General features: G+C 71.7%; 10 protein-coding genes and 3 pseudogenes. 5 read left to right on the top strand and 8 right to left on the bottom strand.

Features of this window, described 5'->3' with window-relative positions; genetic code table 11:
* Nucleotides 1-10: 10 nt before the first annotated feature.
* Nucleotides 11-430 (top strand): arsenate reductase ArsC, encoded by a 420-nt coding sequence (locus tag HYQ63_RS35660; protein WP_179937848.1) that lies wholly within the window; start codon nt 11-13, stop codon nt 428-430.
* A 5-nt stretch (nt 431-435) separates the two neighbouring features.
* Complete coding sequence (trxB, locus tag HYQ63_RS35655; protein ID WP_179937847.1) at nt 436-1,422, top strand: thioredoxin-disulfide reductase; 987 nt, start codon at nt 436-438, stop codon at nt 1,420-1,422.
* Nucleotides 1,423-2,089: 667 nt separating this feature from the next.
* On the opposite strand, the gene HYQ63_RS35650 is transcribed toward trxB, so the two are convergent.
* On the bottom strand, nt 2,090-2,365 hold the full coding sequence (locus HYQ63_RS35650; protein WP_306664890.1) for an integrase: 276 nt from the start codon (nt 2,363-2,365) through the stop codon (nt 2,090-2,092).
* Here HYQ63_RS35650 and HYQ63_RS35645 point away from each other — a divergent pair.
* The gene (locus tag HYQ63_RS35645) at nt 2,258-2,875 is read left to right on the top strand and encodes a glycoside hydrolase family 15 protein (RefSeq protein ID WP_257232342.1); all 618 of its coding nucleotides are present in this window, start codon (nt 2,258-2,260) and stop codon (nt 2,873-2,875) included. The two genes, HYQ63_RS35650 and HYQ63_RS35645, sit on opposite strands and share 108 nt — an antisense overlap.
* Before the next feature lie 142 nt (nt 2,876-3,017).
* Here the strand turns inward: HYQ63_RS35645 and HYQ63_RS45065 are convergent.
* The 4 genes and pseudogenes from HYQ63_RS45065 to HYQ63_RS35620 all read right to left on the bottom strand — a co-directional run bounded on the left by HYQ63_RS45065 (nt 3,018) and on the right by HYQ63_RS35620 (nt 5,213).
* Nucleotides 3,018-3,693 (bottom strand): annotated as a pseudogene (locus HYQ63_RS45065) (SpoIIE family protein phosphatase).
* A gap of 169 nt (nt 3,694-3,862) precedes the next feature.
* Nucleotides 3,863-4,210, bottom strand: a pseudogene (locus HYQ63_RS35630) (universal stress protein); the annotation flags it as partial.
* A 134-nt stretch (nt 4,211-4,344) separates the two neighbouring features.
* Nucleotides 4,345-4,857 (bottom strand): annotated as a pseudogene (locus HYQ63_RS35625) (SPFH domain-containing protein); the annotation flags it as partial.
* A 53-nt stretch (nt 4,858-4,910) separates the two neighbouring features.
* Nucleotides 4,911-5,213: an NfeD family protein gene (locus tag HYQ63_RS35620; RefSeq protein WP_257232341.1), complete on the bottom strand. Its 303-nt coding sequence runs from the start codon at nt 5,211-5,213 to the stop codon at nt 4,911-4,913.
* 96 nt (nt 5,214-5,309) lie between these two features.
* Between HYQ63_RS35620 and HYQ63_RS46155 the strand changes: the two genes are divergently transcribed.
* Together HYQ63_RS46155 and HYQ63_RS35610 are read left to right on the top strand one after the other, a co-directional pair.
* Nucleotides 5,310-5,393, top strand: a complete 84-nt coding sequence (locus HYQ63_RS46155) for an FMN-binding protein (RefSeq protein WP_373689228.1) — start codon at nt 5,310-5,312, stop codon at nt 5,391-5,393.
* The gene (locus HYQ63_RS35610; RefSeq protein ID WP_179937846.1) at nt 5,386-6,174 is read left to right on the top strand and encodes an FAD:protein FMN transferase; all 789 of its coding nucleotides are present in this window, start codon (nt 5,386-5,388) and stop codon (nt 6,172-6,174) included. The genes HYQ63_RS46155 and HYQ63_RS35610 overlap by 8 nt, the downstream gene beginning before the upstream one ends.
* On the opposite strand, the gene HYQ63_RS35605 is transcribed toward HYQ63_RS35610, so the two are convergent.
* The 3 genes from HYQ63_RS35605 to HYQ63_RS35595 are packed head-to-tail and all read right to left on the bottom strand — an operon-like array spanning nt 6,155 to nt 13,118.
* Complete coding sequence (locus HYQ63_RS35605) at nt 6,155-8,734, bottom strand: cation-translocating P-type ATPase (protein WP_179937845.1); 2,580 nt, start codon at nt 8,732-8,734, stop codon at nt 6,155-6,157. The genes HYQ63_RS35610 and HYQ63_RS35605 overlap by 20 nt on opposite strands.
* Nucleotides 8,731-11,433, bottom strand: a complete 2,703-nt coding sequence (fdhF, locus tag HYQ63_RS35600) for a formate dehydrogenase subunit alpha (protein ID WP_179937844.1) — start codon at nt 11,431-11,433, stop codon at nt 8,731-8,733. Before fdhF ends, HYQ63_RS35605 begins: the two co-directional genes overlap by 4 nt.
* A complete protein-coding gene (locus HYQ63_RS35595) occupies nt 11,430-13,118 on the bottom strand; it encodes an NAD(P)H-dependent oxidoreductase subunit E (RefSeq protein ID WP_179937843.1) in 1,689 nt (562 codons plus the stop codon). Before HYQ63_RS35595 ends, fdhF begins: the two co-directional genes overlap by 4 nt.
* Between the last annotated feature and the right edge of the window lie 91 nt (nt 13,119-13,209).

Below are 13,209 nucleotides of genomic sequence, written 5' to 3'. Positions count from 1 at the left end.
GGATGAACTGATGTCCTCCACCCCTGCCGCGTCCGTGTTGTTCGTCTGCGTCCACAACGCCGGACGTTCGCAGATGGCCGCCGGATTCCTCTCCCACCTCGCGGGCGACCGCGTCGAGGTCCGCTCCGCCGGCTCGGTCCCGGCCGACCAGGTCAACCCGGCCGCGGTCGAGGCGATGACGGAAGTCGGCATCGACATCTCCGAGCAGACGCCGAAGGTGCTCACCACCGAGGCCGTCCAGGCGTCCGACTACGTCATCACCATGGGCTGCGGCGACGCCTGCCCGATCTTCCCCGGCAAGAAGTACCTCGACTGGGCCCTGGAAGACCCGGCAGGCAAGGGCGTGGAGTCCGTCCGCCCCATCCGCGACGAGATCAAGGCCCGTATCGAGGCGCTGGTCGCCGAGATCGACGCCCAGCAGGAGAAGTAACCGCCGTGACCGACACCCCTGTACGCGAGGTCATCGTCATAGGCTCCGGCCCCGCCGGATACACCGCCGCCCTCTACACCGCCCGCGCCAGCCTCAAGCCCCTGGTCTTCGAAGGCTCGGTCACCGCAGGCGGCGCCCTGATGCAGACGACCGAGGTGGAAAACTTCCCCGGCTTCCGCGACGGCGTCATGGGCCCGGACCTGATGGACAGCATGCGGGCCCAGGCGGAGCGCTTCGGTGCCGAGCTGGTCGCCGACGACGTAGCCGCCGTCTACTTCACCGGCGACATCAAGACCGTCACCGACTCCGCCGGAACCGAACACCGAGCGAAAGCCGTGATCGTCGCGACCGGCTCCCAGCACCGCAAGCTCGGCCTGCCGGGCGAAGACGAGCTCTCGGGGCGGGGCGTGTCCTACTGCGCCACCTGCGACGGCTTCTTCTTCCGCGACCACGACATCGCCGTCATCGGCGGCGGAGACACCGCCATGGAAGAAGCCACCTTCCTCTCCCGCTTCGCCAAGACCGTCACCATCGTGCACCGTCGCGACACCTTGCGCGCCTCCAAGGCCATGCAGGAGCGGGTCTTCGCCGACCCGAAGATCTCACTCCTATGGGACAGCGAAGCCGCCGCCATCCACAGCGACAACGGCAAGCTCTCCGGCCTCACCCTGCGCAACACCCAGACCAGCGCCACCTCCGAACTCCCGGCGACCGGACTATTCGTCGCCATCGGACACGACCCACGCACCGAACTGTTCAAGGGCGTACTGGACCTGGACGACGAGGGCTACATCAAGGTCGACGCACCCACCACCCGCACCAACCGCCCCGGCGTCTTCGCCGCAGGCGACGTCGTCGACCACACCTACCGCCAAGCCATCACCGCAGCCGGCACCGGCTGCGCAGCCGCCCTGGACGCCGAGCGCTACCTGGCTGCCCTCAGCAACGAAGGCGCCACGTCCGTGCAACCACAGGCGGTCCCGGTCGCCTGAACGCCGTGCGGGTAAACGGACTCTGGGCGGTGCGGCCGCGTGGAACGTGGCCGCACCGCCCTCACGCATAGAGATTTCCGTCCTGGCTCAAAGCTGGCCATCGACCGGCCTGCTCTCCTATCAGGTGCAGATGGCCGGATCCTGACAGCGCTTCTGACAGCACAGTCCTCAGCAGCGAACCAGCCCCGCTCGACGAAGAAAAGCCTCAGCGGAGGCCGGGAGACGCTGCGCCGTCAGTCACACGGTGCTACCCGGCTGACCTGCAAAGATTCCGCATCCGTTTCTGAATCGTAGGAAAGGCGTTCCGGGGTCTCACTGAGACAAGCCTCTGACCTGCGACTTCGTAATTATCCGCAAGGCCCGCCCCGTCGTGGACCCCCGCTTGCGTAAAGCCCCTGGTGGGGCGTGGCCTGGGCGGGCTCTGCGTACGCTTAGCGGAGGTGACATCGGTGGTGTCCGCGAACGGGGTGTGCTCTTCGGGCCGCTGCGACGAGGGGAAGACGTTCGACGGGAGCCGGTGGCTCGCGACGGCAAGAAGCGCAGGGTCTCGATGCGTATGCTCAGGTCGGCGGTGCATTACGCGCCTGCTGTACTGCCCAGTCCCGGGATCGGGTGGGCGGTGACCCCAGTGATGTGCAGCCACTCCGGCACGCGGTGTAATCTCGGTTCACGGCGATGACCTTGCGGTGCCAAGGAAGCAGGGTGCCGGGGGGATTGGGAAGATCTTGAGCCAGTGGCGCCGGGGTATCAGCCCGGACAGGGCGGCGAACCAGAACCGGTCGGCAGGCTCATAGCGGACCGATCCGGGCAACTGGCGACGCAGGACCGCGTTCTCGTGCCGCAGCACCAGCAGTTCCGCCTCCTTCGCCGTCCCGCGACGCAGAAGCACCGATGGAACAGTGAGCAGCTTCAGGGTCACCTTGCACAACAAGGACACGATCACGGAGGGCATGATCCCAGCGGACTGACCGCATCCCGCTCACCTGCGGCGATGACTTTTCGAGCGGCACAAGGAGGACTGGATGGCTCACTTCTCGCCCTGCCCCTCAGACGCGTCCTGCCCGCCGATCACCCGCGCATGATCGCCACCACACGGGCGATCACCGAACGTCTCGGCGCGGGTGACGGCCTGCTGTTCCGCTATCTGCCCCAGGACTCACCCGACGGACTCGACCAGCCGGAAGGCGCATTCCTGCTGTGCAGTTTCTGGCTCGTGGACAACCTCGCGGGCCAAGGCCGCGTCGACGAAGCCTCCCAACTGTTCGAGAAGCTATGCTCCTACGCCAGCCCACTCGGCCTGTACTCCGAACAGATCGACCCCAGCGACCACTCCTGCCTCGGCAACTTCCCCCAGGCACTCAGTCACGTCGGGCTCCTCTCCAGCGCCGTCGTCCTGGCCCGCGCCCAGCGCGGGGTGCGACCGGAACTCTCCACCCATGCATGGTTCCAGTGATTTCAGCAGGCAACGGCAACGAGAGCCCTTACGGCGCCGCACACCAAACTACCTCCAGGCAACCCCGTCCGTACTCACGGCAGAGTGGTGGCTGCTCGAAGCCGGGCCGGTCCAATCACGTCGCGCGACAGGACAGCCAGTGTCAGCGGTAGCGGAGCAGCAGCATGACGGCGTCGTCCTGCAAGGACCCGTCGCGTGCCTCGGTGACCCCGTCGGTGGAGAGCAGCAGTTGGTCTCCTGGCCGGAAGTCCGTGTGGTACGGCTCCGGTTCCGACGGGCCGTGCACGCCCGGGGCGAGAGGGAGCGCGTAGGCGGGCGGTTTGGGCCAAGGGTTGCAAAACCGTCGGCGCGGGCCAGCAGCGGCGCGGGATGACCGTAGTCGAGGAACGTAACCTGCCCGCCTTCATCTCGGCGAGAATGGCGGTGACGAACCTCTCGGCGACGGCGGACACGCAGGAGACTGCTGCGCGCGTTCTCCGGCCAGGCGCGGCACCGGGGTGAGCAGCACCCGCTGGGCCGCCTCGGCGATCGACCGGACACTGTCGAGCTCCGCTCCTCTCTCCTGGCGCATGAACACGGCCACGAGTCCCGCCGCCATGACGCCAACGACCGAGGCCAGGTTCGTGTAGCCGCGACGGGCCTCGAACAGGTCGTTGTACAGGCCCAGACCGACACAGAGCGGCAGCGCGATCACACTGACGCGCACGGTGCGTCGCCAACCGCCGACGAGGGGCGAAGGCCGGTCCCACCGACACCAACGGCAGGAGCCCCACCGAAGGGCCGACGGCGATGTCGACCACTGCGACCGTACCCGCCATGGCGAGGGGCAGGACGGAGAGCACCGTCAGCCGGCGGTTCTTCGCTGACACATTGGTGGATCCGCCGGGCGGAAACCGGGGGTCGGCACATCGCGCCACCTCGTGTTTGGCCAGTCCGGGATGCGCATGGCGCACAAGACCACTCCGGCGATCGGGCATCGCACCGGAGTCAGCGAAGCCCACCGGACCCCCGCACGACAGCGACCGGGCAGTGCGCGTGATGCAGGACAGCCTGACTGACCGACCCCAACAGCAGCCCGGCGAAGCCGCCGCGCCCCCGGGCACCGACCACCAATAGCTGCGCGGAACGGCTCGCCGTGATCAACGCCTCACGCGTCCGGCCGTGCACCACTTGGTGCTCCACTGCCACGCCCGGGTACCGCTCCCGGCGGCCCGCGAGCGCCTCGGACAACAACCGCTCCTCCTCCTCAGCAAGCGCTCCCGGCGGGTTCGCGTACGGCTCCGCTGCATCCTGCGGTGCGGGCAGGGGTGCGTTCCACGTGGTCCAGGCGTGCAGATGAGGGTGGAGTTCCGCACACTGGAGATCTCGGCCATGGTCGACAGGATCCGCAGGTGCATGGCCGCGGGATGGCCTTCGAGCCGTTCCGCGGCGTCTGCCAGGGTCTCGGCGGCCTCGAACTCGCCCTTGGCGTGAATGACCTCGGCCCGCCGGTCGCGCTCGGCCTCGGCCTGGCGGGCCATGGCGCGCCGCATGGCCTCGGGCAGCTCGACGTCCTTGACCTCGACGAGGGTGACCTTGACGCCCCACGGGTTGGTCACGTCGTCGATGATCCGCTGGAGCCGCTGGTTGATCTCGTCCCGATTGATCAGCAACTCGTCCAGGTCGACCTGGACGAGGATGCTGCGCAGCGTCGTCTGGGCGATCTGCGAGGTTCCCTTGATGTGGTCCTCGATGGCGACCACGGAGCGGTTGGGGTCGACGACGTTGAAGTAGGTGACCGCGTTGACCCGTACGGTGACGTTGTCCTTGGTGATGACGTCCTGAGGCGGAATGTCCATCGTGACGGTACGCAGGGAGACGCGGAACATGCGGTCCACCACGGGAATGATGAAGAACAGCCCCGGCCCCTTGGCTCCGATGATCCGCCCGAGGCGGAAGATCACCCCGCGCTCATATTCGGGCACGATCTCCACGGCGGCCATCAGCAGCAGGAGCAGCACGAATGCGCCGAGGATGATGCCGAGCAGGCTTGCGCTCATGGTCCGTCCTCCTGTCCGGTACCCGAGCCCTGTGGGGGCCCGGCGGGTTCGACGATGAGTTCCAGGCCGTCGTGGTCCACCACGCGGACGTGCTGTCCTTCGGTGACCGCGGCATCGCGGCCACGGACGGTCCACCAGGCCCCTTCGAGCAGCACCTGACCGGTGCCTCCCCCGGTGCGCCGTACGACGGCCTCACGGCCCAGCAACGCGATGACCAGAAGCCAGGCTATGCGCAAGGCCGTCGTGACCACCGCGCGACCGCGGCCGGAGTGGTCCTTCTGCTGTCCCTCAAACCGCACCAGAATCCCACCCCGGCCGCTTCACCGGCAGCGTGATCAACACCTCGTACGGACCGGTCCAGGTGTCCGTCACGCTGTCGGCCGCGGTCCCAGCACATCGACGCGGTATCCGGCGCCACCTACACCAGCGAGGGGTACACCGGGTCCCTGCAGAGCGCACTGGACAAAGCCGGTGTCTGAGGCGTCCGCCCCCGCGCGCGGACTGCGCCACGTCGAGCACGCCACGGGCACCGTGTTCTCCTTCGACCTCCGCGACCCGGTCACCCCATCCGTCCACCAGGCCCTGAAGGAGGCCGTCGCCTGGCTGCACCATGTGGACGAGGTGTTCTCGACCTACCGGCCCGACAGCGCGATCAGCCGCCTCGGCCGCGGCGAGCTGGTGCCGGAGCGGTACCGGCCCGACGTGGCCGAGGTGTTCGCGCTGTGCGAGGAGGCGGCGGGCGCCACCGACAACTGGTTCAGCCACACCCCTGACGGCCAACTCGACCCGTCCGGAATGGTCAAGGGCTGGGCGGTCGAACGGGCTTCGCGGATGCTGTACGAAGCGGGCGCGCACAACACGTGCGTCAACGGCGGCGGCGACATCCAGGCGCGCGGCGAGGCCGCCCCCGGCACGGCCTGGCGGATCGGCATCGCCCACCCCACCCGGCCCGGGGAGCTGGCCGCCGTGGTCACCGGCCGCGATCTGGCCGTCGCCACCTCGGGAACGGCCGAACGCGGCACCCACGTGCTGGACCCGCACACCGGCGAGCCCGCCACCGCCCTGGCCTCCCTCAGTCTGACCGGCCACAGCCTCACCTGTACCGACGCCTACGCCACGGCTGCCTTCGCCATGGGCACCGGGGCCCGCGCCTGGACCGAGGCGCTGGACGGGTTCGAGGCACTGGGCATCACCACGACGGGCGAGACCTGGCACACCCCTGGTTTTCCCGGGGCCTCCGTCAGCCATGGGCCGGGGTAGACGCCGAGCGGGCGTGAGGCGGGCGCTCCGGGAAGAGCCGCCTCTGTACGCGCATGATGACGTGCCCGAGGCCGGAGAGCGCGAAGGCGATCGCGAGGTCGACGGGTGGCAGCGGTTCGGTGCCCAACAGGGCGCGCAGGGGTGGCAGATAGACGCCTGCCGCCTGGAGGGCCAGGGCCGTACCCACGGCGACCAGCAGGAAAGGGTTGGTGAGACTGCCCGGGCGGGCACGGGAACCCAGTGCGATGCCGAGCTGGGTGGCGCCGAGGACCAGGAACATCATGGACTGCCAGGGACGGCCGGTATCCCGCGCCCACACCCCGGCGACCAGAGTGACGCAGGCGACGAAGGCTCCCATGGCCAGGATGCGGGGCCACAGCCCGGCGCCCAGGACGCTCTCCTCGGGCGGGCGCGGTGGGTGGCGCATGACCCCCGGTTCCACGGGTTCGGCTCCGAGCGCCACACCGGGGAGGCCGTGGGTGAGCAGGTTGATCCACAGGATCTGGGCGGGGAGCAGGGGCAGGGGCATTCCCAGAAACGGGCCGAGGAGCATGACCAGGATCTCCGCAGTGCCTCCGGCGAGGGCGTAGAGCAGGAAGCGGCGCACGTTGGCGTAGACACGGCGGCCTTCCTCGACGGCGGCGACGACGGTGGCCAGGTTGTCGTCGGCGAGCACGAGGTCGGCCGCCTGGCGGGCCACTTCGGTGCCACGCCGTCCCATGGCCACGCCGATGTCCGCCCGGCGCAGGGCGGGGCCGTCGTTGACTCCGTCGCCGGTCATGGCCACCACATGGCCCGCCGCACGCCACGCCTGGACGATGTCCAGCTTCTGGTCCGGCGTGGTCCGGGCGTAGACGTGCAAGGCGGTCAGCTCGCCTGCGGTGCCCGTGCGGATCCGGTCGCCGGTGGTGACCTCGTCCGCCCGGGCCACGATGCCCGAACGCGTCGCCACCGCCCGTGCGGTGAGGGGGTGATCGCCGGTGATGAGGACGGGGGCGATGCCGGCGTCTTCGCAGGCGGCGATGGTGGTTCGGGAGGTGTCGCGGGGCGGGTCGAGGATGCCGACGAGGCCGAGCAGCGACAGGCCCGACTCCCAGGTGTCGTGGCTCGCGGGCGGGACCCCGTCGCGGTCGGCCGAGGCGATGGCGAGGACCCGGTAGCCGCCGCGGGCCAGTTCCTCAGCCTGGACGGCGGCCCGGGAGAGCGTGTCCGGTGGGTCGACGAGGACCGGGGGTCGGAGCATGGCCTCGGGCGCGCCCTTGCAGACGACCCGCAACCCGCCGCCGTCCCCGCGGTGCACGGTCGTCATGCGCTTGCGTGCGCTGTCGAAGGGAATCTCGTCAATTCGTGGCAACTGACGTTCCAGGGCCGACCGGTCCAGTCCCAGCCTGGCCCCGGCCGTGAGCAGGGCGGCCTCGGTGGGGTCGCCCATCGGGCGCCACCATGTCTCACCGTCCGGCGGAGGTTCCAGCGCGGCGTCGTTGCACAGCATCGCGGCGCTCAGCAGCGCGGCCAGGTCGGGGGCATCGCTCGCGGTGACGGTGTGGCCGTCGCGCGCCACACGGCCCTCGGGGCCGTAGCCGATACCGCTGACAGTGGCCGCGCCCCAGGGCGTCCACAGCTTTTCGGCGGCCATCCGGCCCTCGGTCAGGGTGCCGGTCTTGTCGGTGGCGAGCACCGTGACCGAGCCCAACGTCTCCACCGCGGGAAGCCGGCGGACGATGGCGTGCCGGTCGGCCATCCGCCGTGCCCCCAGGGCCAGGGCGAGGGTGACCACGGCGGGCAGGGACTCGGGCACGGCCGCGACGGCGAGGCTGATCGCGGCCACGATCATCAGCTCGACCGGCTGTCCGCGGACCAGCCCCAAGGCGAGTACCACCGCGCACAGCGCGACGGTGACGGCCGCCAGCACCCGGCCGAACCGGGCCAGCCGTCGCTGCAGCGGGGTCAGGCCGGGCGCGGTTCCCATCAGCGCGGCGATCCGGCCGAGCGCGCTGTCCGGCCCGGTTCCGGTGACCTGCACCCGTCCCCGCCCGCGGACGACCACCGTGCCGGCCGACACCATGCCGAACGACCGGTCCGCGGCAACGGCCTTCTCCACCGGGACGGACTCGCCCGTCAGCGCCGACTCGTCGACCAGGAGCAGCGCCGCGTCGAGGACCTCACCGTCCGCAGGCACGATGTCCCCCTCGCCGAGCAGGACCAGGTCTCCCGGCACCACGTCGGCGGCCGGCACGGAACTCTCCGCGCCGTCGCGTACCACCCGGGCAGTGGGGGCGCTCAGGGCGGTCAGTGCGGCCACGGCCCGCTCCGCCCGTACCTCCTGGGCGACACCGACCACGGTGTTCACCGTGATGACAAGCAGGATGACCGCGGTATCCGGGAGGTCGTTGGTGGCGAGGGTCAGGGCGGCGGCCACGAGAAGCACCACGATCAGCGGGTCGCGCAGTTGCTGCGCCACGCGGCGCCATACGGGCGTGGGTCTTTCCTGGGCGACGGCGTTGGCGCCGTACTCCTCCAGCCGCCGCTCCGCCTCCTGCCGCGACAGCCCAGCCGTCACGCGGGGCCGTCCCCCGCGGTCAGCCGTACCGCCGTGACCTTGTACTCGGGGCAGGAGGTGACCGTGTCGGCGTGGTCGGAGGTGAGGCGGTTCACGCCGCTGGCGGGGAAGTGGAAGGCGCAGAAGACCTGGCCGGGGGCGGTTTCGACGCCGATGCGGGTGAGCAGGCGGGCGTGTCCGTGTCTGCTGGTCACCGTGGCGGGCTCGCCGTCGAACAGGCCGTACCGGGCGGCGTCGTCGGGGTGGACGTCGAGGTGGTCGGCGGGGTCGAGGGCGAGGTTACCGCCGCGCCGGGTCATGGAGCCGGAGTTGTAGTGCGCCCAGCGCCGCCCGGTGACCAGGATCAGCGGGTACTGGTCGTCGGGCTGCTCCCCCGGCGGCAGATACGGGGTGGCCGCCAGGTGCGCCCGCCCGTCGGAGGTGGCGAATCGCTCCTGGTAGAGCGTGGCCTCGCCCGGCCGTACGGGGTCGGGGCAGGGCCAGGGCACGGCGCCCTCCCGGTCCAGCCGCTGATGGGAGAGCCCGGCGAAGAGTGGGGTGAGCCGGGCGCATTCGGCCAGGGCGGCCGCCGGGTCCGGACACCCCAGGTCGGCGTCCATGGCGGAGGCTACGGCGTGGACGATCTCGAAGTCGGAACGGGCCTCGCCCGGTGGGGCCACGGCCGGGCGGACCCGCTGGAACCTGCGGTCGAAGTTGACGAAGGTGCCGTCCTTCTCCAGCCAGGAGGCGGCCGGCAGGACGACGTCCGCGTGGCGGGCGGTCTCGGACAGGAACAGCTCGTTGCACACGACCAGCGGACAGGCAGCCAGGGCCTGGGCCACCCGGTTGGCGTCGGGGTCGGTGGCGCAGACGTCCTCCCCGACGACCCACAGCGCCCGCAGCCGCCCGGCCCGTGCCGCCGCGAACATCTCGGGAATCCGCAGTCCGGGCCGGTCGGGCACGGGGACACCCCACACCTCCTCGGCCCGCGCGCGGACAGCCCGGTCGGTCACCTTCCCGTAGCCGGGCAGGACATCGGGCAGGGCGCCCATGTCGGAGGCACCTTGCACGTTGTTCTGGCCACGCAGCGGGTTGACCCCGAAACCGCGGCCGGTGCCCACGGCGCCGCGCAGGACGGCGAGGTTGGCCAGCGCCCGTACGCCGTCGGTGCCGTGGAGGTGTTCGGTGACGCCGAGGCCGTAGACGATGGCGGGCCGCTCGGCCCGCCCGTAGAGCCGGGCGGCCGCCACCAGGTCCGCGGCGGGCACGCCGGTGAGGGCGGCCACCCGGTCCGGCGGGTAGTCGGCCAGCAGCTCGGCCAGCTCCGGCAGACCGGCGGCCCGGTCCCGCAGGAAGGCGTGGTCGACGAGATCCTCGGCGAGCAGCACATGGGCGAGGCCGTGGAAGAGCGCGACGTTGGTGCCGGGCCGGGGCCGCAGATGCACATCGGCATGCGTCGCCAGCCCCACGGCCCGTGGGTCGGCGACGACGAGACGCGCCCCTTGGAGCACGCGCTGCAACAGTCGTGCGCCGACCACCGGATGCGCCTCGGCCGGGTTGGCGCCCACCACCAGCAGACAGTCGGAGCGCTCGACGTCGTCGAAGGTGTCCGTGCCACCCGGGAGCCCAAAAGTGGCCATGAGCCCGGCGGCGGACGGGGAGTGGCACAGCCGTGAGCAGTTGTCGACGCTGTTGGTGCCGATCACGACCCGCATGAACTTCTGGAGGAGGTAGTTCTCCTCGTTGGTGGCGCGGGCGGAGGAGATGGCCGCCACGGCGTCGGGGCCGCCTTCCTGGACGGCAGCGCGCAGCCCGTGGGCGATGTGGTGCAGCGCTTCGTCCCATCCGACCGGCTCAAGACGGCCGCCGCGGCGCAGCAGGGGCCGGGTGAGTCGTTCGGGCGAGGTGCGGTAGCCGCGCGCGAAGCGGCCCTTGACGCATGCGTGTCCCCGGTTGACCGGTCCGTCGCGGGCCGGCAGGACGGCCGCGATCGCGCCGTCTTCCGTGACCACGTCCAAGGTGCAGCCCACGCCGCAGTAGCCACAGGTCGTACGGGTCCTGGTCGAGGTCGCGGGGTCGTCCGGGCTTGCGCTGGTCAGTCCGGGCACGGGTCCCGGCTCGAAGATGGCGCCGGTGGGGCAGCTGTCGACGCAGCCGCCGCAGGCGACGCAGTCGGACTGGGCCCACGGCCCGCCGGTGCCGGGAGCGACGACGGTGTCGGCACCCCGGCCGACCAGGGTCAGGGCGAAGGTGCCCTGCACGTCCGCGCACATGCGCACGCACCGGCCGCACGCGATGCACAGGTCCCGGTCGAGGTGGACGTACGGATGGGAGTCGTCGCCACCGCGGTCTCCGGGGCCGGTGGCCGTTTCGGGTCCGATGCCCAGAGAGCGGCACACCCGGGCGAGTTCGGTGCGGTTGCCGGGGGCCAGGGCCCGGGGCGGCAGGGCGGAGACGATGACTTCGACCGCCTCACGGCGCAGCGCCCGCAGATCGTCGGCGGTGACTTCGACCGTGGCGCCGGGGGCCGCCGGAGTGACGCAGGACGCCACGATCCGCCCGTCGGCCCGTACCAGGCAGGTCCGGCAGGAACCGGCCGGGGCGAAGCGGTCGTCGTGGCAGAGCGCGGGCAGCTCGACCCCGGCCCCGCGCACGGCGGCGAGCAGCGAGACGCCCTCGGATACGTCGACGGCGGTGCCGTCGAGCCGGATCCCGGTCATTGGTCCCACCCCGCCAGGGGTTGTCCGTACGCCCGCGTGAGACTGCGGACGGCGGGCGGGATCCGCCGCCCGAAGGCGCACAGGCTCGCCTCGGCCAGGACGCGCGACAGCCTGCCGTACTCCGCACCGGGTGGTAAACCCTCGGCCGCCAGCTCCAGGCCGCGGCGGGAGCCGACCCGGCACGGCGAGCAAGCCCCGCAGCTCTCGGCGGCGGCGAACTCCCAGACGTGCCGCAAGACATCCTGCGGCGCCACACGCCGGTCGAAGGCGACGAGACCGGCGTGGCCGAGGGCCGCGCCCCGGGCCGCCAGACCCGCCTCGCTCAAGGGCACGTCCAGCGCGTCGGGCGCGAGGAAGCCGCCCAGGGGGCCGCCCACCTGGAGGGCGGCGAGCTCGGCACCGTCCTTCAGCCCACCGCCCAGCTCGGTGACGATCCGCCGCACCGGGGTGCCCAGCTCGACCTCGTAGACGCCCGGCCGGGCGAACCGCTCGGACAGGCACACCAGCTTGGTGCCGGACTCCTCGGGTGTCCCGCGCCGGGCGTACGCCGCGCCGCCCCGGGAGACGATCCAGGGGACGGCCGCCAGCGTCTCGACGTTGTTCACCACGGTCGGCGCGTCCCACAACCCGCGCTGCGTGGGATACGGCGGCCGGGGCCGGGCGCAGCCCCGGTCACCTTCCAGCCCGGCGATCAGGGCGGTCTCCTCACCGGCCACATACGACCCCGCGCCCCGGACCACCTCGATGTCCACCGTGGTGCCGGTCCCGTGCACCAGCGGACCGAGATGACCGGCGGCATAAGCGCTGGTGACCGCCTCCCTCATCCGGGCCAGCGCCCGCGGGTACTCCGAGCGCACCAGCACCACGCCACGGGCGGCCCCGCAGGCGAAACATGCCAGAGCCAGTCCCTCCAGTACCCGGTCCGGGTCGGCCTCCATCAACAGCCGGTCGGCGTAGGAACCGGGGTCGCCCTCGTCCCCGTTGGCCACCACCACGGTGTCCCGAGCACCGCCCGCGGCGGCCCATTTGGCGGCCACGCGAAATCCCGCGCCACCACGCCCTCGCAGCCCGGATTCCGCCACCTCCCGATGGACGTCCTCGGGCCGACGCGCGGCCACCGCATGCGGCCACACCTGCCACGGACGCTCCTCCGCCACCACGCCACCCAGCAGAACAGGGTCACCGGTCGCGTCGGCAGCGGGGATCTCGGGCGCCGCTCGTGGTGGCACCCGGCCGGTGAGCTGGTCAGCCAGATCGGGGCCGACACGTGGCGTGTCACCGTCGACGGCGGCGGGCCCCGCGTAGCAGTAGCCGAGGCAGCGAACGGCCTGCAGCGATGTCTCCCCGTCCGGTGTGACGCTCCCCGTGGTGACGCCCAGCCCGGCCTCCACCTCACCGGCATGACACCCGGCCGATGCCGCGAAGCACGCCGTCGCGGCGCACACCCGCACGTGGCGACGGCCGTGCGGGGCGGCGAGGTCCGCATAGTACGAGGCCGGGCCGAGCGCGGCTGCGGCCGGCAGGCCGAACCGAGCGCCCTCCTCGGGCGCCCAGTCCTCGGGGCCGTCCGCCGTCCGGACGCGGGTACGCGCCAGGGATTCCAGCAACCGGTCGCCCGGCCGCCCTCTCCGGGCGGCCAGGGCACGGAAGGCGTCGAAGCGCTCTGCGGAGTGGCGGGCCGGCATGGCTTCATCGTGCGACCCGTCTCCCCGGGCCGCATCCGGTGGCCGCTGTCGTGGCCGGCCGTTCCCGCCATCAGGGTGTGCTTCGCCTCCG

Source organism: Streptomyces sp. Rer75, assembly GCF_013414305.1.
Taxonomy (GTDB): Bacteria; Actinomycetota; Actinomycetes; order Streptomycetales; family Streptomycetaceae; genus Streptomyces; species Streptomyces himastatinicus.
The sequence above is the reverse complement of the archived record's forward strand: the minus strand, read 5'-3'. Positions and strand labels throughout refer to the sequence as shown.